Origin of the sequence: Pigmentiphaga aceris (assembly GCF_008119665.1) — a bacterium.
GTDB classification, from domain to species: Bacteria; Pseudomonadota; Gammaproteobacteria; order Burkholderiales; family Burkholderiaceae_B; genus Pigmentiphaga; species Pigmentiphaga aceris.
On record NZ_CP043046.1, the window covers coordinates 1,682,053 to 1,705,125 of the forward strand.

Annotated in this window: 22 protein-coding genes and 1 tRNA gene; 13 read left to right on the plus strand and 10 right to left on the minus strand. The window is 62.9% G+C overall.

What is annotated here, in order from left to right:
• Positions 1–38: 38 nt before the first annotated feature.
• From FXN63_RS07005 to FXN63_RS07025, 5 genes are all read left to right on the plus strand, one after another.
• The gene (locus FXN63_RS07005) at positions 39–917 is read left to right on the plus strand and encodes an acyl-CoA thioesterase (RefSeq protein WP_148813993.1); all 879 of its coding nucleotides are present in this window, start codon (positions 39–41) and stop codon (positions 915–917) included.
• Between the two features lie 119 nt (positions 918–1,036).
• Positions 1,037–1,780 carry a cysteate racemase gene (cuyB, locus tag FXN63_RS07010; RefSeq protein WP_148813996.1) on the plus strand — a complete coding sequence of 248 codons (744 nt, stop codon included), beginning with the start codon at positions 1,037–1,039 and terminating at the stop codon, positions 1,778–1,780.
• Positions 1,781–1,938: 158 nt separating this feature from the next.
• The gene (locus FXN63_RS07015) at positions 1,939–3,594 is read left to right on the plus strand and encodes a Na+/H+ antiporter (RefSeq protein WP_148813998.1); all 1,656 of its coding nucleotides are present in this window, start codon (positions 1,939–1,941) and stop codon (positions 3,592–3,594) included.
• Positions 3,595–3,911: 317 nt separating this feature from the next.
• Positions 3,912–4,253, plus strand: a complete 342-nt coding sequence (locus FXN63_RS07020; protein WP_148814000.1) for a hypothetical protein — start codon at positions 3,912–3,914, stop codon at positions 4,251–4,253.
• 104 nt (positions 4,254–4,357) lie between these two features.
• Positions 4,358–4,678, plus strand: a complete 321-nt coding sequence (locus FXN63_RS07025; RefSeq protein ID WP_148814002.1) for a hypothetical protein — start codon at positions 4,358–4,360, stop codon at positions 4,676–4,678.
• Between the two features lie 281 nt (positions 4,679–4,959).
• Here FXN63_RS07025 and FXN63_RS07030 read toward each other — a convergent pair whose 3' ends face one another.
• From FXN63_RS07030 to FXN63_RS07040, 3 genes are all read right to left on the minus strand, one after another.
• Positions 4,960–5,784 carry an undecaprenyl-diphosphate phosphatase gene (locus FXN63_RS07030; RefSeq protein WP_148814003.1) on the minus strand — a complete coding sequence of 275 codons (825 nt, stop codon included), beginning with the start codon at positions 5,782–5,784 and terminating at the stop codon, positions 4,960–4,962.
• A 2-nt stretch (positions 5,785–5,786) separates the two neighbouring features.
• On the minus strand, positions 5,787–7,373 hold the full coding sequence (locus FXN63_RS07035) for a TerC family protein (protein WP_148814005.1): 1,587 nt from the start codon (positions 7,371–7,373) through the stop codon (positions 5,787–5,789).
• A 152-nt stretch (positions 7,374–7,525) separates the two neighbouring features.
• Entirely contained in the window at positions 7,526–8,338 is an 813-nt protein-coding gene (locus FXN63_RS07040; RefSeq protein ID WP_148814006.1) for an inositol monophosphatase family protein, read from the minus strand.
• Between the two features lie 114 nt (positions 8,339–8,452).
• On the opposite strand from FXN63_RS07040, the gene FXN63_RS07045 reads away from it, so the two are divergent.
• Positions 8,453–9,196 carry an RNA methyltransferase gene (locus FXN63_RS07045; protein ID WP_281290860.1) on the plus strand — a complete coding sequence of 248 codons (744 nt, stop codon included), beginning with the start codon at positions 8,453–8,455 and terminating at the stop codon, positions 9,194–9,196.
• Positions 9,193–10,335 (plus strand): 2-methylaconitate cis-trans isomerase PrpF family protein, encoded by a 1,143-nt coding sequence (locus FXN63_RS07050; protein ID WP_148814007.1) that lies wholly within the window; start codon positions 9,193–9,195, stop codon positions 10,333–10,335. Before FXN63_RS07045 ends, FXN63_RS07050 begins: the two co-directional genes overlap by 4 nt.
• Before the next feature lie 151 nt (positions 10,336–10,486).
• Here the strand turns inward: FXN63_RS07050 and FXN63_RS07055 are convergent, their stop codons facing one another.
• The 4 genes from FXN63_RS07055 to FXN63_RS07070 all read right to left on the minus strand — a co-directional run bounded on the left by FXN63_RS07055 (position 10,487) and on the right by FXN63_RS07070 (position 13,220).
• Complete coding sequence (locus FXN63_RS07055) at positions 10,487–11,260, minus strand: UDP-2,3-diacylglucosamine diphosphatase (protein ID WP_148819039.1); 774 nt, start codon at positions 11,258–11,260, stop codon at positions 10,487–10,489.
• A 95-nt stretch (positions 11,261–11,355) separates the two neighbouring features.
• The gene (locus FXN63_RS07060; RefSeq protein ID WP_148814008.1) at positions 11,356–11,862 is read right to left on the minus strand and encodes a peptidylprolyl isomerase; all 507 of its coding nucleotides are present in this window, start codon (positions 11,860–11,862) and stop codon (positions 11,356–11,358) included.
• On the minus strand, positions 11,862–12,419 hold the full coding sequence (locus tag FXN63_RS07065; RefSeq protein WP_148814009.1) for a peptidylprolyl isomerase: 558 nt from the start codon (positions 12,417–12,419) through the stop codon (positions 11,862–11,864). Before FXN63_RS07065 ends, FXN63_RS07060 begins: the two co-directional genes overlap by 1 nt.
• Before the next feature lie 111 nt (positions 12,420–12,530).
• Positions 12,531–13,220: a tetratricopeptide repeat protein gene (locus FXN63_RS07070; protein ID WP_187395134.1), complete on the minus strand. Its 690-nt coding sequence runs from the start codon at positions 13,218–13,220 to the stop codon at positions 12,531–12,533.
• 139 nt (positions 13,221–13,359) lie between these two features.
• On the opposite strand from FXN63_RS07070, the gene cysS reads away from it, so the two are divergent.
• The 6 genes from cysS to FXN63_RS07100 all read left to right on the plus strand — a co-directional run bounded on the left by cysS (position 13,360) and on the right by FXN63_RS07100 (position 19,302).
• Positions 13,360–14,802, plus strand: coding sequence for a cysteine--tRNA ligase (cysS, locus tag FXN63_RS07075; protein WP_148814011.1), 1,443 nt, complete (start codon positions 13,360–13,362; stop codon positions 14,800–14,802).
• Positions 14,799–15,437 (plus strand): DNA-3-methyladenine glycosylase family protein, encoded by a 639-nt coding sequence (locus FXN63_RS07080; RefSeq protein WP_148814012.1) that lies wholly within the window; start codon positions 14,799–14,801, stop codon positions 15,435–15,437. Before cysS ends, FXN63_RS07080 begins: the two co-directional genes overlap by 4 nt.
• Positions 15,437–16,405 carry an acetyl-CoA carboxylase carboxyltransferase subunit alpha gene (locus FXN63_RS07085; protein WP_148814013.1) on the plus strand — a complete coding sequence of 323 codons (969 nt, stop codon included), beginning with the start codon at positions 15,437–15,439 and terminating at the stop codon, positions 16,403–16,405. Before FXN63_RS07080 ends, FXN63_RS07085 begins: the two co-directional genes overlap by 1 nt.
• A gap of 73 nt (positions 16,406–16,478) precedes the next feature.
• Positions 16,479–17,819 (plus strand): tRNA lysidine(34) synthetase TilS, encoded by a 1,341-nt coding sequence (tilS, locus tag FXN63_RS07090; RefSeq protein ID WP_187395135.1) that lies wholly within the window; start codon positions 16,479–16,481, stop codon positions 17,817–17,819.
• 70 nt (positions 17,820–17,889) lie between these two features.
• Entirely contained in the window at positions 17,890–19,149 is a 1,260-nt protein-coding gene (locus tag FXN63_RS07095) for an aspartate kinase (protein ID WP_148814015.1), read from the plus strand.
• Positions 19,150–19,210: 61 nt separating this feature from the next.
• Positions 19,211–19,302 (plus strand) — tRNA-Ser (locus tag FXN63_RS07100).
• Positions 19,303–19,444: 142 nt separating this feature from the next.
• Here FXN63_RS07100 and FXN63_RS07105 read toward each other — a convergent pair.
• The 3 genes from FXN63_RS07105 to FXN63_RS07115 all read right to left on the minus strand — a co-directional run bounded on the left by FXN63_RS07105 (position 19,445) and on the right by FXN63_RS07115 (position 22,837).
• Positions 19,445–19,999 (minus strand): MarR family transcriptional regulator, encoded by a 555-nt coding sequence (locus FXN63_RS07105; protein WP_187395136.1) that lies wholly within the window; start codon positions 19,997–19,999, stop codon positions 19,445–19,447.
• 103 nt (positions 20,000–20,102) lie between these two features.
• Entirely contained in the window at positions 20,103–20,717 is a 615-nt protein-coding gene (locus FXN63_RS07110) for a MarR family transcriptional regulator (RefSeq protein WP_187395137.1), read from the minus strand.
• 74 nt (positions 20,718–20,791) lie between these two features.
• Positions 20,792–22,837 (minus strand): beta strand repeat-containing protein, encoded by a 2,046-nt coding sequence (locus tag FXN63_RS07115; protein ID WP_148814018.1) that lies wholly within the window; start codon positions 22,835–22,837, stop codon positions 20,792–20,794.
• Positions 22,838–23,073: the final 236 nt, after the last annotated feature.

The following is a 23,073-nucleotide window of genomic DNA, read 5'->3' on the forward strand; positions in this document are numbered from 1 at the left end:
CGTCTTATCATAGCTGACCCTCAATCGGAGACCTGCCGATGCCCGATGCACCGCCCTCGCTGTTCGCCGCCAGTCCCGCCGCTGGTACCGCTGACAATTCCGGTTCTCACCCGTTCGACCGCGCGATCCGGCTGACGCCGCTGCCAGACGGCAACTGGCGCGGGCACACCAGTGCCGACTACCGCAACATGGTGGGACCCTACGGCGGCATTACCGCCGCCACGGTGCTCAACGCGATCCTGCAGCACCCGGCCCGACTGGGCGACCCGGTGGCACTTACCGTCAACTACGCCGGTCCGGTGCAGGACGGCGAGTTCACGATCGAGGTCGAGATTCTTCGTACCAACCGCGCAACCCAGCACTGGACCTTGCGACTGGTGCAGGGGCCGGACCGCACGCCCGCCTTGAGCGCCACGGCGGTCACCGCGCTGCGCCGGCCGGCGTGGTCCGGGCCGGAACTTGGCATGCCGGTGGTGCCCCCCGCAGACAGCTTCCCGCGTGAGCAGATCGATCTGGCAGGCGTGCCCTGGACGGCCCGCTACGACATGCGTTTTGTGCGTGGTGCGCTCAGCCTGGACCCCGAAAGCGCGGCCAGCGACAACAGCTGCACAGAGGTCTGGATGCGTGACGAACCGCCACGCCCCATCGACCTGGCATCGCTATGCTCGATGTGCGATGGCTTCTTCCCGCGCATCTTCCTGCGACGCCCTGGTTTTGTGCCGGCCGGCACGGTGTCGATGACGGTCTACTTTCATGCCGATGCGCAGACGCTGGCCACTCAGCACGAGGCACCGGTGCTGGGCGTGGCGCGGGCGCAGGTCTTTGCCCAAGGCTTTTTCGACCAGACGGCGCAAGTGTGGGGGCAGGGTGGCACCTTGCTGGCCAGCAGCCATCAGATCGTCTATTACAAGGAATGAATGCACGGGTGGGATGCACGAACGAATGCGGTATCGTTCCCGCTGGTTTTTCCCCAATTCGTTATCTGTTTCGGTGACAGGCGACTGCCTGATCACGAAATACTGAAAGGATGCAGTAAGTGAGTACAAACTTTGATGGTCCGATCGCGGGTGTATTGGGCGGCATGGGCCCGCTTGCCGGGGCGGCATTTGCCACGCGTCTGACCATGCTGACCGACGCCGCTGTCGATCAGGAACACATTCCGGCCGTGCTGTGGAACGATCCACGCGTGCCCGACCGTACCCAGGCGCGCTTGCACGGCGGGGCCGATCCCTTGCCCTGGATGCAGAACGGCATTGCCCGGCTTGAGCAGGCGGGTGCCAAGATCATTGCCATCCCCTGCAATACCGCCCACCTTTGGTATGACGAACTGGTGGCAAGCGCGCACGTGCCGGTGCTGCACATCATTGAATCGGTCGCCGACGATCTGGATCGCCGTGGGCTGGCTCCCGGCCCGATCGGTCTGATGGGCACGCCCGCCACCTTGAAGCTGGGCCTGTACCAGAAGCACCTGGAAGCCCGTGGTTATCAGACCTTGGTGCCGACCGAGCAAGAGATTGCCGACTTCTGCGTGCCCGCTATCGAACTGGTGAAGGCAAACCGCGTGGCAGAGGCGTTCGAACCGGCTGCAGCCTGCATTGCCCGTCTACAGGCACGCGGCGCGCGTGCGGTGGCGCTGGGGTGCACGGAACTGCCCCTGGCCGTGCCGCACGACCGTCGTGCCGCGCTGGGTATTCCGCTGACCGATTCCATCGATGCACTGGCCTTGGCAGTGATCGACTGGTTCCGCGCGCAATCTGCATCGGGCAAGGCAGCTGCTTGACGTAATGTTTGGGGTAGGAGGGGAGTGGTTACTTGCTTCTTAACAGTTGGCAGGACAACGCTCCTGTTCCCACCCATGTTTTTTCCTTCATGTTTGACTTCCCGGTGCAGCCGTTCTGGCAGTACCGTAACCGGCAAGCCACGTTGCCCGGCTGATCGATGACCATCGTCTTCACCGTTTTGATTCTGCTGCTTGGCGTGGCCTTGTCGGGCATCGTCGCCCGCATCTCGCCCATCAGGTTGCCCGCCCCCTTGTTCCAGATCGCACTGGGGGCGGTGCTGGCCTTGCCGGTGTTCGGGCTCAAGCTCAGTTTCGACCCCGAACTGTTCCTGCTGCTGTTCATCCCGCCATTGCTGTTCGCCGATGGCTGGCGCATTCCAAAGCGTGAATTCTTCCGCCTGGCTCCCGCGATTCTTGCGCTGGCCTTGGGGCTGGTCTTGTTCACCGTGGTGGGTGTGGGGTACTTCATCCACTGGCTGGTGCCGGCGATATCCTTGCCTGTGGCTTTTGCGCTTGCCGCCGTGCTGTCGCCCACGGATGCCGTGGCGGTGTCGGCCATCGTCGGCAAGGGGCGTCTGCCGTCGCGGCTTCAGCACTTGCTGGAAGGCGAGGCCTTGATGAACGATGCCTCGGGCCTGGTGGCCTTCAAGTTCGCCATCGCGGCGGCGTTGACGGGCGTGTTCTCGTTATGGGATGCAAGCACCCGTTTCCTGGTCATTGCGGCCGGTGGCTTGGCCGTTGGTACGGCGTTGGGCTGGTCGGCAGGCTGGGCGCAACGACAGATCGAGCGCATCAGCGGCGACGAGCCCGGAATTCAAGTAGTGCTGCTGATCCTGCTGCCCTTTGCTGCCTACATCTTCGCCGAGCATTTCGAGATGTCGGGCATTCTGTCCGCCGTTGCTGCTGGCATGACCATGACCTACAACCAGGGCCTGGGTGCAGCGTCCAGCGCCACACGCATGCAAAGCCAAAGCCTGTGGGCCATGCTGGAATTCGTGTTCAACGGCATGACCTTCCTGCTGCTTGGCATGCAGTTGCCCGGTGTGATCGACATGGCCCACGCCGATGCGGTGGCGGCCGGCAACGTGCCGGTCTGGCATCTGTTTGCCTACATCGGGGCGATCACGCTGGTGCTGGTGGCGCTGCGTTTTGTATGGGTGTGGGTCACCCAGCATTTCCGCAGTTTCCGTCGCGCCATGCGCGGCCATGCACATATCGTGAAGCCCGATTGGCGGCTGGTGCTGGTCACGTCTTTGTCGGGCGTGCGCGGCTCGATCACCATGGCTGGTGTGATGTCCGTGCCGCTGCTGCTGGAAGACGGCACGCCGTTCCCCGCGCGTGATCTGCTGATCTTCCTGGCAATGGGTGTGATCCTGTGTTCGCTGCTGGGTGCCGTGGTGACCTTGCCTTTTCTGTTGCGCCTGTTGCCGCCCGAACAGGGCACAGCGCGTCAACAAGAGCTGCGAAGCGCAGGCATGCGTGTCGCCAATGCCGCGATCCGGGCGATCGAACGTCGCCAAGGCGATGTTTGCCTGACCCTTGAGCCTGAAGACGCCGCGATCTACAAGGAATTGAGCGCCACCATCACCGGCGCGTATCGACGCCGTGCGGAAGCGCTGGGCGAAGATGAAGAGGTATTGGAGCGCGCGAAACGCGCACGGGGTTTCGAGCGCAATCTGCGCTTGGTGGGCGTGCGCGCCGAGCGGGCTGAATTGCAGCGCATGCGCGAGCGTGACGTGATCAACGACGAAACCATGCGCGACATGATGCGCGAGACGGATCTGGTCGAAACCTGGCTGACCAAGATGCAGTGATCGGGCTGCGGCGTATTGCTGCCAGGTCATATCTGTCAACCATCTGCGAAACCCTATTCGGCTCACTCCAACAGCAAGCGACACGCCGCCGCATGTCGGTGTGTCGCGCCCGCGTTGCAAGCCGAAAGCCTTGTGTCAATACTTAAAGATATTTTCTTAAGTCATTGAATAAAAAGGATTTCGGCTTTTTTGCATGAATTGAAAAGCAAGCTTGCGATGCCTGCCGCTTCTGTTTGCTGCTGAGGCCCGTATGTACAAGAGACTGCGACCGCAACCATGTTTGTCGCGGCCTAGCCTACAACTTCAGGAGTACCTTCATGAAACGCATCGCTATTGCCATTGCAGGTTCGCTGATCGGCGTGAGCGCCTTTGCTGCCAATTACGGCGCAGCGCAACCCAAGCCCGTTGACTTCAACAACGGTGAGCTCGCCATGTATCCGGCCCAGGTCCAGGCATTCGAGCCGCAACAGCAGGCCGCTGCCAACACCCAGATCATCATTGGTGCGGCGGAAGAGAACGTGGGCGAACTGGCTGCCTATCCGTTGGTTCCTGTGTCCGTGACCCAGCTTAGCCGCACCGAGGTGCGCAACAACGCCTTGGTCAGCGCGCGTACCAACGCACAGACCGATGACGGCGAACTGGCCGGCCCGAACAGCTGAAGCTGATTCACGACAGGTCAGGCACCCAATTTGCTTAGGGTCTCATGCATAGAAAACGCGACGCAATAACGCTGTCGCGGTTCAGCCAAATCAGGAGTACCACCATGAAACGCATCGCTTTCGCAATCGCAGGTTCGCTTATCGGCTTCAGCGCATTCGCCGCTCCGTACGGTGCATTCCAACCCAAGCCGGTTGATTTCAACAATGGTGAAATCGCCACCTACCCGACCCCGGTTCAAGGCTATGACGCACCGCGCCCGGTGCCGGTTGCTGCCGTTGGCCCGGTCACCGAGCCGGATACCGAACTGGCTGCCTATCCGCTGACCCCGACCGCTGGTGGCATGGTCATGTTGAGCGACCACGGCATCAACAAGGGTGACGTGCGCATGAGCTACAACACCACCGGCAACACGCAGCGCTGGTAAGCATCGCCTGAACGCGATTGAAGGGCATCGCTGATGCTGGCTGCAAGCCCGGCCGTGCCCCTTGAATCGCATCAGGCCGCATAGTCTTCCATGAAGGCTGGCGATCCAAAGACTGAGGCCGACATTACGTCGGCCTCAGTCTTTTTGGCTTTTACGAAAGCCGCTCGCTACTGATTGGTAAAACTGGCCAGTCGGATGAAAAAACGTAAAAGAAATGGCCCCGGAGCGTTGCCGCTTCGGGGCCATTTCACATCCAGACTTTCTGAACTCGTTTCCGTAACTTACCGAGCTGCCAGCCAGATGACGATGATCAGGCCAAGCGCAATCCGATACCACGCAAACACATTCAATGAATGTGACGCCACGAATCGCACCAATGCCCTGACGACCAGCATGGCGCTTGCAAAGGCGGCGATGAAGCCGACAGCAATCGCCAGCATGTCGTGGCTGCCCAGCATGTCACGATGGCGCCAGCCGTCGTAGACCGCCGCGCCCAACATCGTCGGCATGGCCAGGAAGAACGAAAACTCGGTGGCCGTCTGACGATTCAAGCCCGCCAGCATGCCGCCCACGATGGTGGCACCGGAACGCGACGTACCCGGAATCATGGCCACACACTGCGCCACGCCGACCGCAAACGCCTGACCCCAGCTCATGCGCTCGACGTGCGGGCCGTCATCGGTAACGCCCGCAGGTTTCGGCCTGCGTTCGACCCACAGAATGATCAGCCCGCCGATCACCAGGGTTGCTGCCACCACCTCAGGCCGAAACAGCATGGCCTTGATCTGACCGATCAGCAGTGCACCGATCACAGCCGCCGGAAAGAAAGCCAGCGACACCTGGCCTGCGAATCGCAGGGCAGCCGGGTCACGCGCCAGCACGCCGCTGATGAGCTTGCCGATCTTGCCCCGGTAGATCCAGACGACGGCGAGAATCGCCCCCAACTGGATCACCACCTCGAAGACCTTGCCGCTGCCCGAATCGAAATTGATCCAGTCACCGATCAGGATCAGGTGCCCGGTACTCGATATCGGCAGGAATTCGGTCAGACCCTCAATGATGCCCAGAAAGAAAGCCTTGACCAGAAACAGCGACTCAGCGCTCATGCTCAACGAGCCTCATCGACGGAAGCAAGCGTGTCCTGGGCAGCCTCGGGCAAGACCTTGTTCACCGCCACTTCGGCGATGCGACGTTCGGCCACCTTCAGCACTTCGAAGCGCACACCATTGCGGACCAGGGCTGCGCCAGCCACCGGCAGTTCGCCGAACTGGTTCAGCAGATACCCGGCCAGCGTGGCATAACCGTCGGCATCGTCCACCAGCCAATCGGTCTGCAGCACTTGTTCAAGGTAATGCAGGTCGGCGGCACCGTTGACGCGCCAGCGGTCCTCGCCTTCGGCCACGATGTCAGGCGTCTCGTCCTCATCGGGGAACTCGCCGGCAATCGCTTCGAAGATGTCGATCGGCGTAACCAGGCCCTGTACCGCACCGAACTCGTCGGTTACCAGCACCAGTTGGCCGCTCGCACGACGCAAGGTTTCCATCACGGCCAGCACACCCACCGACTCATGCACAATGATGGGTTGACGCAGGCTGCGCTCCAGGTCGATCTGGCCATTGGTCAGCAAGTCTTCGATCAAGTCCTTGGCACGCGCCACGCCGACGATCTCGTCGATGTTGCCACGGCAGACCGGGAAGAAGCTGTGCGGCACTTCGGTGACCAGCTGACGGATGGTCGCTGCATCATCGTTGAGGTCCACCCACGACAAGTCGGTACGCGGCGTCATGATCGAGCGGATCGAGCGCTCGGCCAGCGACAGCACGCCGCTCACCATGTTGCGTTCCTCGACACCGAAGGTCGGTGCCTCGGTAACCTGGGGCGCTTCTTCTTCCTGCACTTCGGCGTCGGGTTCACGACGCTTGTGGCCAAGCAGGCTCAGCACGGCTTCTGCAGTACGGTCGCGCAGCGGCAAGCGGGAATCACGACGCAGCAGATTGCGTCGTGCCAGTTGGTTGAAGAACTCGATCAGGATCGAGAAGCCAATGGCTGCGTACAGATAGCCCTTGGGCACCTTGAAGCCCAGACCTTCGGCCACCAGGCTGAAACCGATCATCAGCAGGAAGCTCAGGCACAGCACCACCACCGTCGGGTGGTTGTTCACGAAGCGCGTGAGCGGCTTGGATGCCAGCAGCATGACTGCCATCGCGATGATCACGGCGGCCATCATGACGCCCAGCTCGTCGACCATGCCGACGGCGGTAATCACGGCGTCCAGCGAGAACACGGCGTCAAGCACCACGATCTGCGCGACGACCGGCCAGAAGCCAGCGTAGACGCGCGGGCCGGAGGCGGTCAGGTGGGCACCTTCCAGGCGCTCGTGCAGTTCCATGGTTGCTTTGAACAGCAGGAACAGGCCACCGACGAGCAGAATCAGGTCACGTCCGGAGAATGTGAACGAACCGACGGAAAACAGGGGAGCAGTAAGCGTCACCAGCCAGGAGATCACTGAAAGCAGGCCCAGGCGCATGATGAGTGCGAGGGAGAGCCCGATGATGCGTGCCTTGTCGCGTTGCGCGGGAGGCAGCTTGTCTGCAAGGATGGCGATGAAGATGAGGTTGTCGATGCCGAGGACGATTTCCAGCACGACAAGGGTAAGCAGGCCGACCCAGATTTGCGGGTCTGAAAGCCACTCCATGAGTGAACTCCCGAGAATTAGGAGCCGCAATCATATCGAAGTTCTGGGATCTTGTAGCGAAATGCTAATGATCCGGCATCAACCTGCCGCGAAAATACCCTTACCCAGCAAACTGGGGAAGGGCGTTTCGACTTGTTTTCAGTACGGCGCGCTTAGTCAGGCTTGACGCGCAGAGGTTCCAGCAAGCTCAGCAATTGCGGGAATACCTTAGGGGTGGCGGCAACGATCTCGCCGGATTCCATCCAGCTTTGTTCGCCTTGCAGATCGCCGATCAGGCCGCCGGCTTCCAGCACCAGCAGCGAGCCGGCAGCAACGTCCCATTCCTTCAGGCCAAGACCGTAGTAACCGTCGAGGCGGCCTGCGGCCACATACGCCAGATCCAGCACTGCCGAACCTTGACGACGCACACCCGAGGTGTTGGCCGAGACTACGCCAAATAGCTGCGAGATCTGCGCCAGGCGTTTGCCGCTGGCCGAGGGGAAGCTGGTACCGATCAGCGTGTCGTGCATGCGCAGACGGCGCGAGACACGGATACGGCGATCGTTCAGGAACGCGCCGCCCCCGCGCGAAGCGGTAAACAATTCATTGCGTGAGGGGTCGTAGATCACGGCCTGGGTGATCTGGCCGCGGTGTTGCAACGCGATCGAGATCGCGTAGCTGGGGAAACCGTGGATGAAATTGGTCGTGCCGTCGAGCGGATCGATGATCCACAGGTTTTCGTGACGGCCTTCGTCGTCGGTGGTGCCGGGGATCGAGCCTGACTCTTCGGCTAGAATGCCGTGGTCGGGATAGGCCGTCTTGAGGATCTCGATGATCGCTGCTTCGGCAGCGCGATCGACTTCGGTGACGAAGTCACCCGGGCCCTTCTGGGCCACTTTAACCAAGTCGAGGTCGAGACTGGCGCGATTGATGATTGCGCCTGCGCGCCGGGCCGCCTTCACGGCGGTGTTGAGCATTGGATGCATAGAGAAGCCAGATTTTAAGGAACGCGTTCAATCTTCGTATTCTAAAGCCAAAGCGCCGACCTGCCCGTTTGAGCCTGCCGATCCCCTGATTTTTTGCGACTTCCAAGGACCCCTGTGTTTTCCCGCGTCTGTTTCATCATGGTCGAACCCAGCCACCCGGGCAACATCGGTTCGGCCGCACGCGCCATCAAGACCATGGGCTTTTCGCAACTGGTGTTGGTCAATCCCAAGCTGCCCGATGCTGCCAGCCAGCCCGAAGCCATCGCGCTGGCAAGCGGTGCATCGGATGTGTTGGCAGCCGCCAAAGTCTGCGCCACGCTGGAAGAGGCGCTGGCACCGGTGACGATGGCGCTTGCGCTGACGGCCCGCCTGCGTGACCTGGGTCCCCCGGCCAGCGACGTGCGCCAGGCCGCAGAGCTGGCGCGTGAGCACCTGGCGCTCAACGAGGCGGCGCAGGTTGCCGTGGTGCTGGGCACCGAGCGTGCCGGCCTGACCAACGAACAGGTCGCGCTGTGCCATCGCACTTGCCATATCCCGGCCAACCCGGAATACACCTCGCTGAATGTTGCGCAAGCGCTGCAGTTGGCGGCCTACGAAGTGCGTTATGCCCTGCTTGATCCTGCCGCGCGTCTGCCGCAGCGGGAAGAGGCCGAGCCGGCGACATCAGAGGCCGTGCAGGCCTTGCTGGTGCACTGGGAGGAAGCCTTGGTCACCGTCGGGTTCCTCGACCCGAAACACCCCAAGAAGCTGATGCCGCGCATGCGGCACCTGTTTTCGCGCGCCGGCCTGTCGCGTGAAGAAACCGATTTGCTGCGCGGTGTCTGCACCGCAATGATTGCCCGCACACGACCCCGATGATTCCCCGCAAGATTCCCGCCGTGTATATGCGCGGCGGCACCAGCAATGGTGTGTTTTTCCACGCTGGCGACTTGCCACGCGACCCGGCCATGCGTGACGCCTTGCTGCTGCGTCTGATGGGCAGCCCCGATCCCTATGGCCGTCACGCCGACGGCATGGGCGGTGCGTCCCTGGCGACCAGCAAGGTGGTGCTGGTGAAGCGCTCATCGCGGCCGGATTGCGATGTGGAATATCTGTTCGGTCAGGTTTCCATCGATCAACCCGTGATCGACTGGAGCGGCAACAGCGCCAACCTGAGCGCGGCGATCGGGCCGTTTGCCTTGCAGGAAGGCCTGGTATCCCCAGAAGAAGGCACGACCACGGTACGCGTCTGGCAGGCCAATCTGGGTGAGCGCATTCTGGCGCACGTGCCGGTGCGCCATGGCGAGGTGGTGGAAGATGGCGACTTCATGGAAGACGGCGTGCCCTTTGCCGGTGCCGAGATCACGCTGGATTTCTGTGATGACCGGCGCGAGCCGATCTTGCCCACCGGGGCTGCGCAGGAACTGCTTGAGGTGCCCGGCGTGGGCACCTTCCGCGTGACCATGATCACGGCGGGCGCGCCCACGGTGTTCGTCAAAGCCGCCGATATCGGCCTGAGCGCACGCGAATCGACCGACAGTTTTACTGGCGAAGCCGCGATCCTGGCGCGCCTGGAAGCCATCCGCGCTGCCGCAGCGGTTCGCATGGGGCTGGCAGCATCGATGCAGACCGCCACGCGCGATCGACCATCGACCCCGAAGATTGCCTGGGTTGCCGCGCCTGCCAGCTACCGCACGGCGTCGGGCCGCGAGGTGGCGCGCGAAGAATGCGACGTGTTGGCCCGCATGATGTCCATGGGCAGCTTGCACCACGGCTTCACGGGCGCAGGCTCGGTGGCGCTGGCGGTGGCTGCCAGCGTGCCAGGCTCAGTCGTGTCGGAAGTGGCACGTACGCTGCCTGCCGTGCCCACGCGTATCGGCCACGCCTCGGGCGTGCTGGCCGTAGGCGCAATGGTCAGCCATCAGCCTGCAGGCTGGGTGATGGAAAACGCCAGCATGTCGCACAGCGCGCGACGGCTGATGAGCGGCTGGCTGCACATTCCCAACAGCGTTCGCTGATCTGCTTGCTGGACAAGGAATATGGCAGTGAGCGACAGGTTCTGAACGCATAGGTTTCGGGGCTGAAGCAGGGCAACAACAAGCCCTGTTTCAGCCCCGAAATTCCATCGATGCGTGTCGATACTTAGCCGATAACTGGCGCGCTGTCTGCTCAGTCCGCGAGTTCGATGTCGTTGATCGACAGACCGTCTTCGTCTGCAATCATCCATCCACCGCGTGTGGCGCTGTGACTGTCCAAGTCCCAGTCCGGCAATACCCAGCGTTCGCACCGTCGGTCATCAAGCATGAAGACATGACGGTCCGGGCGATGGGTGTGGCCGTGGATCAGGCGCGTCGTACCGTGGGTGCGAAGCAGGGTTTCGACGGCAAGCTGGTTGACGTCCATCACCTGTTCGGCCTTGCTCTGCTGCGCCTGCTGGCTGTCGCGTCGCAAGCCATCTGCGATGGCCTCGCGCTCGGCCAGCGGGCGCGCCAGAAACGCCGACTGCCAGGCCTGGCCGCGAACCTGCCGACGGAAGTCCTGGTAAGCCAGATCGTCGGTACAGAGTTCGTCGCCGTGACACAGCAAAAACGCACCGCCAGGGGCCTGGATGCGCACCAGATCGGGCAGCAATTGCGCGCCCACGCTGCGGGCAAGCTTGTCGCCCATCAGGAAGTCGCGGTTGCCGTGACCGATCCACAGCGCAATGCGCTTGCTGCATTGGCGCAAGCCGTTCAACACATCCGCCAGCCAGGGCGGCGGGGCGTCAGTGACGTCATCGCCTACCCAGGCATCGAAGATGTCGCCCGGCAGCAGCAGGGCCGTGGCGTTGTCTGCCGCCAGTTCCAGAAAGGCCAGGAAGGCCTCGCAGGTGGCGGGCATGTCAGCGCCCAGATGCAGGTCCGACGCCAGCCAGATCGCGCCGTCGATGCGAATCGTCGGCACGGCCTGCGCAGACTCAGGCAAGCCGGCACCGTGCTGGACGGTACCGGCCGCGCTCGCGGTGGCTACGTGCAAGGAGCCTGCGACTGATGTCGTCATCAGGCGACGACTTCAGCCTTGGTGATCAGCACGTCTTCAACCGGCACGTCCTGGTGGCCGCCAGCGCCGCGACCGGTCTTCACGGCCTTCATCTTTTCAACGACGTCGGTACCTTCGACGACCTTGCCGAACACGGCATAGCCCCAGCCCTGCGCGGTCGGCGAGGTGAAGTTCAGGAAGTCGTTGTTGGCAACGTTGATGAAGAACTGAGCCGATGCCGAGTGCGGGTCGCTGGTGCGGGCCATGGCAACGGTGTACTTGTCGTTCTTCAAGCCGTTGTTGGCTTCGTTCTCGATCGGCGCGGTGGTGCTCTTTTGCTTCAGTCCGGGTGCGAAACCGCCGCCCTGGATCATGAAGTTGCTGATGATGCGGTGGAACACGGTGCCATCGTAATGGCCGGCGTTCACGTAGTTGAGGAAGTTCTCGACCGTCTTCGGCGCCTTTTCGGCGTCGAGTTCAAGGCCGATCAGGCCGAAGCTGGTGTGCAGGTTGACACGAGTGCTCATTATTTCAGGACCTCTGCTTTGTCGATCACGACGGGTTGCACCGGGACGTTCTGATACGGTCCGCGGGTGGTGGTGGGCACGAGTTTGATCTTGTCGACCACGTCTCGTCCCTTGATGACCTTGCCGAACACCGCATAACCCCAGCCGCGCGGCGTGGAGTCACGGTGATTCAGCGACGAATTGTCTTTGACGTTGATGAAGAACTGGGCGGCGGCCGAGTGCGGATCGGACGTGCGCGCCATGGCGATGGTGTAGGCGTCGTTCTTCAGGCCGTTGTCTGCTTCGTTGCCGATCGGCGCGCGGGCGGGCTTTTCGCTCATGTCGGCCTTGAAGCCGCCGCCCTGGATCATGAAGTCGCCGATCACGCGATGGAATACCGTGCCGTTGTAGTGGCCGTCACGCACGTATTGCAGGAAGTTGGCCACGGTGGAAGGCGCACGTGCTTCGTCGAGTTCCAGGACGATATCGCCCTGGTTGGTGCGCAGGGCTACCTGGGGACCGGCCCATGCCAGGGTGGCACTCAGGCTGAGCGCAGCGGCGCAAAGGAGTCGTTTCATGCGGTTCTCGGCTAAAGAAATGAGGAGAGGGCGAGACTGAGGACGGTGCAGCGCAAGCAGACACAGCGCAACAGGGGCAGGGCACGGCCCGTGCCCCCAAGGGCTGGAAGTCTACCGACCCTGTTGGCGCAACAGGGTGTCTACCTGCAACTTCAGGGCGGCAGCACTACCACCCGCGGCACCCAGCTCACGCGAGGCCAGCGCCAGGTAAACCAATCCCAGGTTTTCCCGGGCCAGCGAATAGTTCGGGCTGTTGCGAACCGCCTGCAAGAGCGAATCGCGCGCCAGTTCCAGCTGCTTGTCGGCAACTTGCAGCGACGCCAGGTTGTTCCAGCTTTCGGGCAATTCCGGGAAACGCTCGGTAATGTCCTGGTAGACCGCCGTGGCTTCGGCGCGACGGCCCAGCTGGGCCAGCGCACGACCGCGCAGGAACAGCATCTGCACGTTGGTGCCCGGACGACCGCGTTTGGCCTCATCTTCCTTGGTGAACTTGTCGATGTCGGCCAATGCCTGCGCATTTTCGCCGCGATCGAGCATGCCCTGTATGCGGGTTGCCGTCTGGCCGGCCGTTTCGGGCACGGTGGTGTCCACCGACGGCTTCAGATGCTCCAGCGCGCGGGCCAGGCCGGGGAACAGATTGGGGTTCGGTGCCTCGGTGGCAGGAGCCTGGGCGAAGGCCGAGGCGCAGACCAGCAGGCCGGCGCAGGCCGTCAGGACGCGGGTGCGGCGGGACGGGCGGCAAGCCGCTACAGACTGGCCGGAAGCCTTGCGCGCGAAGGGAAACGATGATGCGATGGTCAACGCGTGTCTCACCTGAAACGGGAACCGTGGCCCGAAAACGGAGCCGGATTCCCCGGGTTGATATACTTTGCAGCCGATTTTAGCCCCGGCGGTGCCTTCCCCCTCCGGGGCTTCCCGTTTTTCTCTTCCCGCGGCGCTCATGCTCCAGATCTACAACACGCTCGCGCGTGCCAAACAGCCCTTGCAACCGACAGAGCCCGGTCACGTACGCATGTACGTCTGTGGCATGACGGTGTACGACTACTGTCACCTCGGGCATGCGCGGATGCTGGTGAGTTTCGACATCGTCCAGCGCTGGTTGCGCGCCAGTGGCCTGAAGGTCACCTATGTGCGCAACATTACCGACATCGATGACAAGATCATCCGTCGCGCCGTCGAGTCGAATCGCCGCATTGGCGAGGTGACCGAGTTCTTCATCAATGCGATGCATGAAGACGAGCAGGCGCTCGGCGTGCAGCCGCCCGACCACGAGCCGCGTGCCACGCAGTACGTGGGCAAGATGCTCGACATCATCAAGCTGCTGGAAGACCGTGGCCTGGCCTATCAGGCCGATGACGGCGACGTGAACTTCGCGGTGCGCAAGTTCGAGGGCTACGGCAAGTTGTCGGGCCGCTCGCTCGACGACCTGCGGGCCGGTGAGCGCGTGGCGGTCGACGCCAGCAAGCGCGACCCGCTGGACTTCGTGCTGTGGAAGTCGGCCAAGCCGACCGAGCCCGAAGACACCCGCTGGGAATCGCCCTATGGCGAAGGCCGTCCGGGCTGGCACATCGAGTGCTCGGCCATGAGCCTGTCCTTGCTGGGCTTGCCGCTGGACATTCACGGCGGTGGCCCCGACCTGAAGTTCCCGCATCACGAAAACGAGATCGCGCAGACCGAAGGTGCTTACGGCGGCCAGCTTGCCAACACCTGGATGCACTGCGGTCCGCTGATGGTCGATGCCGAGAAAATGTCCAAGTCCCTGGGCAACTTCTTCACCATCCGCGACACGCTGGAACACTACGACCCGGAAGTCATCCGCTTCTTCATCGTGCGCAGCCACTATCGCAGCGAGCAGAACTACGCGCGCGACAACCTGACTGACGCCAAGGCGGCGCTCACGCGCCTGTACACGGCGCTGGCCAATGTCGATGCCGACGATGCCGGTATCGATTGGGATGCGCCCAGTGGCGTGGCATTCCGGGCAGCCATGGACGACGACTTCAACACGCCCGAAGCCATGGCCGTGTTGTTCGAGCTGGCTGTGGATGCCAACAAGACCGGCTCGGCACGCGCGGCGGGTCAGTTGCGTGCCTTGGGTGGCGTGATTGGCCTGTTGCAGCAAGACGCACGCAGCTTCCTGCAAGGTCGTCGTGGTGCGGCGGGCGTTGATGCCGCTGTTGCTGCGCAGGCGCTGGCGGCGGGCGATGAAGGTGGTGTGGTGGTCCAGGTGCAGGATGACGTTGAAGTCCGCATCGAAGCCCGCCGTGCCGCCAAGGCCGCACGCGACTTCGCGCTGGCTGACCGCATTCGTGCGGAATTGCTGGCCGATGGCATCGTGCTCGAAGACAAGCCGGGCGGTGTGACCGTCTGGCGACGCGCGTGAAGCCCCCGGAGGGGCCGAAGCCCGACTATTGGGACAGTGCGGTTGCCCAGTTGACCAAGCGCGACCGTATTCTGCGGAAGATCATTCCGCAGTATCCGGAAATCCACTTGTCAACGCGCACCGATCCGTTCCAGACCCTGGCGCGCGCCATCATTGGCCAGCAGATCTCCGCCAAGGCGGGTGATGCGGCCTGGGCGCGTTTCCAGGAAATCTGTGGCAGGCGTGCGACTGCCGCCAGCGTGACAGCCGCCGGGCTGGACACGTTGCGGTCCGCGGGTCTGTCGCAGCGCAAGGCTGACTATCTGCTCGACCTGGCGACACACTTCCAGGAAAAGCGCGTCCATCCGCGCCAGTGGTCCGAGATGGACGATGAGGCGGTGATTGCCGAGTTGACGGCGATTCGCGGCATTGGCCGCTGGACAGCCGAGATGTTCCTGATTTTTAATCTGCGGCGGCCCGATATCCTCCCTTTGGATGATCCCGGACTGTTGAAGGCGATCTCGCTGCATTATTTCAGCGGGGAACCCGTCTCTCGTTTCGAGGCGCGGGAAGTGGCGCAAGCCTGGAAGCCCTGGTGCACAGTGGCCACCTGGTATCTATGGCGCAGCCTCGATCCCGTACCTGTGGAGAATTGATGCGAAACGCATTTCTAGAATTTGAACAACCCATCGCCGAACTTGAAGGCAAGATCGAAGAGCTGCGCTTTGTCCAGGCAGATTCGGCGGTGGATATTTCCGATGAGATCGGCCGGCTGCAGCAAAAAAGCCTGTCTCTCACCAAGGACATCTATGCCAAGCTGACGCCGTGGCAGACCGCGCTGGTGGCCCGCCACCCGCAGCGTCCGTACACGCTCGACTACGTGGCGGAGATGTTCACGGACTTCCACGAGTTGCATGGCGACCGCATGTTCGCGGACGACCAGTCGATCGTGGGTGGTCTGGCGCGATTCAACGGCATGTCCTGCATGGTCATCGGTCATCAGAAGGGCCGTGACACCAAGGAACGCGCCGCACGCAACTTCGGCATGCCCAAGCCCGAGGGCTATCGCAAGGCGCTTCGCCTGATGCGTCTGGCCGAGAAATTCGGCCTGCCGGTCTTCACCTTCGTTGACACCCCGGGTGCTTACCCCGGTATCGACGCAGAAGCTCGGGGCCAATCGGAGGCCATCGGCCACAACCTGTTCGCCATGGCCGAACTGAAGGTGCCGATCATCGCCACCATCATCGGTGAGGGCGGTTCAGGCGGCGCGTTGGCGATTGCCGTGGCCGACAACGTGATCATGCTGCAGTACTCGACCTACTCGGTGATCTCGCCCGAAGGTTGCGCCTCCATTCTGTGGCGCAGCCCGCAGAAGGCACCTGATGCTGCCGAAGCCTTGGGCATTACCGCGCATCGCCTGAAGGCGCTTGGCCTGATCGACAAGATCGTGCCCGAGCCGGTTGGCGGCGCGCATCGCGATCCCAAGCTGATGACCCAGATGCTCAAGCGCACGCTGGTCGACAGCCTGCGCCAGTTGCAGGGTCTGACGCCGACCGCCTTGGTCGATCAGCGTCTGCAGCGCGTCATGTCCTATGGACGCTTCAAAGAGACCGGCAAGGCCTGAGGCCGGCCCGGACGGTGCCAGTCCTGCAGGTCTGGCCGCGCTTGCCGCGGCCCTGGCTTGCCAGGACCGGCCCGTGTCCACCTTTGCCGTGGGTCTGAGCGGCGGTCCCGATTCCGTCGCACTGGCCTGCTGTGCCGCGCAGCACGCGCGCACCCATCACCTTTCCCTGCATTTCTTCCATGTCGATCACGGCCTGCACCCGCTGGCTGCGGCATGGACACGTGCGGCCGAACAAGTCGGCCATGCGCTTGGCATTCCTGTTCATGTGGCACGGGTGCATGTCGACCTGGCCAGCGGAGAGGGGATAGAAGCGGCGGCCCGCCATGCGCGCTACCGGGCCTTGGCAGCGCTTGCGCAGCAGCACGGTGCATCGCCCGTGCTGCTGGCTCATCACCAAGACGATCAGGTCGAAACCGTATTGCACCGATTGCTGCGCGGCAGTGGCATCGATGGCGTGCGCGGCATGCGTTCGACCATCGAGGCCAAAGGTGCGCATTTCCTGCGTCCCTGGTTGGCCTTGCCACGGGCCTTGTTGCTGGCCCCTGCGCAAGCCTGGGCCGCGCATCACGGCATTGAACTGGCCGATGATCCCAGCAACCTGGACACCCGCTATGCACGCGGGGCATTGCGCCGTGATGTGCTGCCCGGCATGGCAGCGCATTGGCCCGGTTATCGCACCACGCTGACACGCTTTGCACAGCATGCGGAAACCGCCGCCGCTGTGTTGCAGGAAGTCGCGCAAAGCGATCTTGCGCAGATCAGTGAGCTGCATGACAGCCTGGGGGCCTGCCTGCGTCTGTCGGGCCTGCTGGCCTTGAGTCCGGCGCGTCAGACACTGGTGTTGCGTGCGTGGTTGGATGCCTGCCATCTTCAAATGCCGACGGAAGCGCGCCTTCAGGCTTTGTGCGTGCAACTGCGTGATGCCGGCGTGGATCGTCAGCCTGTGTGGACGCATCAGGGGTGTACGGTACGGCGGTATCGCGATTGGGTCGTGTTGATGCCGGCAGAAAGCACGCAGGCGGCGGACCGTGAACAGACCACGTCACCTGTCGAACTGACCTGGCGCGGAGAAGCGTCACTGCACGTCGACGCCTTTGATGGCGTGCTGCATTTCGAGTCCGTGCCCCACGGAATCGACCCCGCCTGGCTGCAAGCCGGACCGCTTGCAATGGGCGTGCGACGTGGCAGCGAGCGCCTGCAGATTCGCGCTGGCAGCCCATCGCGCAGCCTGAAAAATCTTTATCAGGAAGCGGGCGTGCCCGCCTGGGCGCGCGATCGCCTGCCCCTGCTTTACCGGGATGAACAGCTGATCCATGTGGCCGGGCTTGGCAGCGACGTTCGTGTGCCGCACGCAACGCCCGGCATTCGCCTGCTGTGGACGCCAAATCGACCCACTGTTGTGTTACCAGCGTAGGAGACTTTGCGATGTTTGAACGGTGGGCTACCATCTATGGTTTGCCATCCGTTACTCATTTCCTCGTCACATGGCCCTAATCGTTCATAAATACGGCGGCACGTCGATGGGCTCGGTCGAGCGCATCAAGAATGTCGCCCGTCGCGTTGCCAAGTGGCACGCGGCCGGTCACCAGGTTGTCGTGGTGCCTTCTGCCATGTCTGGCGAAACCAACCGCCTGATCGGCCTGGCGAAAGACATTTCGGCCCAGCCCGATGCGCGCGAGCTCGACATGCTGGCTTCGACCGGCGAACAGGCAAGCGTTGCACTGCTGGCGATTGCGCTGCAGGACATCGGCCAGCCCGCGCGCAGCTACACCGGCTGGCAAGTGCCGGTGCGCACCGATTCGTCCTACACCAAGGCACGCATCACCTCGATCGACGACAAGCGCATCCGTGCCGATCTGGACGCCGGACGTGTGGTCATCGTGACCGGTTTCCAGGGCATTGACGACGACGGCCACATCACGACCCTGGGTCGCGGTGGTTCCGACACGTCTGCGGTGGCGGTGGCAGCGGCCCTGAAAGCCGATGAATGCCTGATCTATACCGACGTGGATGGTGTCTACACGACCGATCCGCGCGTGGTGCCCGAAGCGCGTCGCCTGCGCGTCGTTTCCTTCGAGGAAATGATGGAAATGGCATCGCTGGGCTCCAAGGTCCTGCAGATCCGCTCGGTGGAATTCGCCGGCAAATACCGGGTGCCGACGCGCGTGCTGTCGTCGCTCACCGACCCCATGATCCCGCTCGACGAAGAAATGACGTCCGGGACACTGATCACTTTTGAGGAAGACGAAAAAATGGAAGCCGCCGTCGTTTCCGGTATCGCGTTCAGCCGCGACGAGGCCAAGGTCACCCTGGTGGCCGTGCCCGACAAGCCGGGTGTTGCCTATTCGATCCTCGGCCCGATTGCTGCCGCCAACATCGATGTCGATGTGATCGTGCAGAACCAGTCCGTGGCTGGCACGACCGACTTCTCGTTCACCGTGCATCGCAACGAATTCCAGAAGACGATCGACGTGCTGACCCAGCAGGTCCTGCCCGCTGTCGGTGCCAAGGAAGTCGTCTCCGACGCCAAGGTCGCCAAGGTATCGATCGTCGGCATCGGCATGCGCTCGCACGTTGGCGTGGCCAGCCTGATGTTCAAGACCTTGTCGGAAGAGGGCATCAACATCCAGATGATCAGCACCAGCGAAATCAAGACCTCGGTGATCATCGAAGACAAGTACATGGAACTGGCCGTGCGCGCCTTGCACAAGGCTTTCGGCCTGGACCAGGTACAGGAAGCTTAATTTTGGTGGGGGAACCGTAGCGACGGGGTAAATTTCTGTGCTATAGTTCTTTTCGCCTTACGGAGACGTGCCCGAGTGGCCGAAGGGGCTCCCCTGCTAAGGGAGTATGTGGCTAAAACTGCATCGAGAGTTCGAATCTCTCCGTCTCCGCCAAGTGCCCTGCAAGACTGTGCTCAGCACAGACCAGAAACCCGCATCAGCGTTTGCTATGCGGGTTTTTGTTTTTCTGACATTTTCTGTCTGACGTTTTTTAATTGCGCAGTCCGCCAACCGCGCAATCTCCAACTGCACCGCTTCACTGCCCCGAATTACCCAGCGTGTCTTCACGCTTCTCGCCCAGGTAATGCGTCAGAAAGGCGTGCACCTGCTTCAGCGTCTCGGCGTCCGGCATCGGCCGCGACTTGCCACGGGCAGGTGCCGACAGCGCGTCGAGTTCCGCGCAGCGTTCTGCATCTGGCGTCAGCAAGGTAATGCGGCGATCGGTAGGGTGCTTGGCCCGATGAATCATGCCAAGCCCTTCCAGCCGGTCGATGATGCTGGTGATGTTGCCCGAACTCAGGCCCGACAGACGCCGCAACTGGCCGGTATGCAGCGGGGCCAGTTCAATGATCAGATCCAGCACGCGCAGGTCACCCACAGTCAGTCCGCGCTCGGCTGCAATCATTGTGCGGCGCAGTCCTGCATACACCGCAATCCGATGACCAAGCATGGCCATGACGCCATCCAGCAGGTCTGCGTGCGTCGTCGGCACCATCCTTGGCCGTTCCTGGTTGGACGCCGTGACCGGGAACGAATGGTTGCGCGAATTGGCCTCGGACGGGCCATGAATGAAGTGGAGCTGCGCTGACATAAGGATTCCGATTTTTTTGCAGTGGATGGAAACGGCCCTGGAAAGGAAATCCATCCCTTTGCCAAGGCCGCGTGTTGCTGGCTTGCGGGGTTCAGCTACTGGCTCAGTTCATATGTGCACTGCCCATGTGGGTGTTCACGTGTGCCGTGTTCATATGCCCATTGCGCGAACGACTGTGCAGGGCGTCGTCACGCAGGTGATCCAGATACTGCGCAAGGAATGCGTGCACCTGCGCCAAGGTATTGGCATCCATGCCCGGCATGTCGCCTGCCGCCAGACGATTGGCATCGGGGACATCAAGCACGCTGCATTGCTGGCGATCTGCCTCCAGCACGATCACACGCCGGTCCAGCGGATGCTTGCTGCGGCGAACCATCTGGTTGGCTTCCAGGCGGTCGACGATGGCGGTGATGTTGCCCGAACTCAGGCCCGACAACTGGGTCAGTTGGCCCGTGGTCAACGGGCCCAGTTCCACGATCAGATCCAGGGCGCGCAGGTCACCCACGCTGAGTCCGTACTGCGAAGCGGTGGCAATGCGTTTGAGTCCCGCATACACCGCCGCGCGACGTTCCAGCATGTTCACCACTTCATCCATCATCTGCAGCTCCGGCGAGTCTCGTCGAGGCTCGTCGGCAGTGCCATTTGCCGCAGGTAAGGAAGGTGCGCCGTGGAAACGAAAGTTCGGGGCAAGTTCTAGGTGCTTGATCTGGGCCGGCATGAGCATTCCTTGGTCGATTACACGTTGGCTTGCATGGGTATCTACATCAGCATCCTGGCTGGTGGTTCGGACGCTTATCGGCGGGTGCCCAACACACCGTTCAACAGGCCGCCGACTGCGCCTACGGTGTTGGTCGTGCCACCGGTCGTGGTGGTACCACCGGTCGTTGCACCCGTCGTCGCGCCAGTCACCGTGGTCACCAGGTTGTTGACCAGACCAGTCACCGGGGCGAGCACGCCACCTGTGGTGGTGCCGCCCGTGCTGGGAGCCGGTGCAGCCACCGTACCCACCGCCACGCCTGCGCCCGCTGCGACGGTCGTGGTGGGGGCAGCCGCCGGGGCGGTCGGTGCCAGCGAGCTGGTTACCGAGGTCAGCAGGTTGGTGACCGGTGCCAGTGCACCGGTAGCCGGGGTACCGCCGGTCGACGGCGTGGTGGCACCTGCCAGGCTGCTGGTGACACCGCTCAACACACCGCCCACCGGGGCCAGCAATCCGGCAGCCGGGGCCGTCGTGCCACCGCCTTGCAGGCCGCCCGTTGCCGAGGTGAGTGCCGTGGTGACCGGAGCCAGCACGCTGGCCGGTGCACCCGGCGCACCGGCATTACCCAGGTTGCCCGTGATCGACGACAAGGCGCTGGTCACCGGTGCCAGCGGGCCGTTTGCTGCGCTCGGGGTGGCTGCACCGCCGATGCCGCTCACGAGGCCGGCGACCGGCGTCAGGATGTTGCCGTTGACGCCACCCAGCACGGTTTCGCCGACGCCGCCAATGGGCGAGACGCCTGCACCACTGACCGGCACCTGAGTCACGACATTGGTCAGCGCGCCAGTGACCGGGGCCAGCAGCGAACCATCTGCGGCCAAGCCCGCGGTCAGGTCACCCACGCCATTGGTCACGTGCGTCAGGGTATTGCGCAAGGGGGTGGGGTTGTTGGCATCGGCCTGCAGCAAGCCGCCGCTGGCAGCCACGCCTTGACCCACCTCGTTCAGCAAGCCACCCACACCGGCTGCGCCGGGCAGGTTGTTGCCGGCCGTCTGTGTGCCGACGTTGCTGACCACGCCGCCCACTTGTTGCAGCAGTCCACTTGCCGGTGCGCCGAGCTGCGTCGTGGCACCTACCGTCTGGGTCGTGCTGGTCACGCCACCCACTACCGGTACTGCAACACCGTCCACGACTCGTCCGGCCGCTCCCAGCGTGGTCTGCAGACCCAGCGGGGCCACGTTGTCTACGGCTGCTCCGGTACCCGCAAGCGTCGGTTGCAGCACGCCTTGGGAAGGATTGCCGCTGCCAAGCCCGGTCACCAGACCGTTTACGCCACCAGCTGCCTGATTCAAGGCCGTGCCCAGCGGGGTGGGGTTGTTGGGGTTGGCATTGACCAGGCCACCGGTGGTGGACACGGCATTGCCCAGCGAGGTCACCAGGGCGCTCGCACCGGTCTGCAACGGGGTCGTGGTCCCGGTGTTGCCAATCTGGGTGCCGACGCCTGCGACGGTGCTGCCCACGGTTTCAAGCAGACCGCTGGCCGGTGCACCCAGACCCGTCGTGGCACCAACCGTCTGCGTCAGGCCCGTGGTTGTGTTGACGATCGGCGTGACGACCGTATCCAGTGCCGTGCCGGTTGCGCCAAGCTGTGTACCGACGTTCAAGGTGCCGCCTGTCAGCGTGTCCACTGCATTGCCGGCATTGCTCAAGGTGGGAGCCAGCACACCCGTGGTGCTGCCGCCGTTGTTGCCGGGGTTCACGACAACCGGAGGCGTGCCCGGGCCGCCAGGACCGCCGGTGCCCGGAGGATTCGTCACGACCGGGGGCGTACCGCCGCCACCTCCGCCGCCGCCCGTACCACCGCTGCCACCGCCCGTGCCGGTGTCACCGCCGCTGGTGCCAGGATTGGTGCCGATGATGGTTCCGCCATCGGTGCCCGTATCGCCCCCGGTGGTGCCGGGCGTGCCAATGACGGTTCCCGAATCACCGGAGCCACCGGTGGTGCCGCCAGAACCCGACGACGAGCCGCCTGCTGCCATATGACCGCCAGACGAGCCGCAGCCCGCAAGGGTGGACAGTGCAAGCAGGACCGCTGCGGTCAGGGTTGCAGTACGGGGCGAGAATAAGGTGCGTGCAGGCATGGAGAGCTCCCGGTAGGACGACGCGTTGGTCGTGAAGTGTTCTGGTCCAGTTATTTGTGCAATAGCTATGCCAAAACGATTTACCGTTCGTCAGATGCTGAAGCAGAGATATTCGACCAACCGGAATATCGGCGGAAACCCAATGAATATGCGGCTTTCCGGCTTTCGAGTAATTGCGATTTTCAAGAAATCCGGAAATCGCAAATCTGACGAATTTCGATTTTTGCGTAACGACG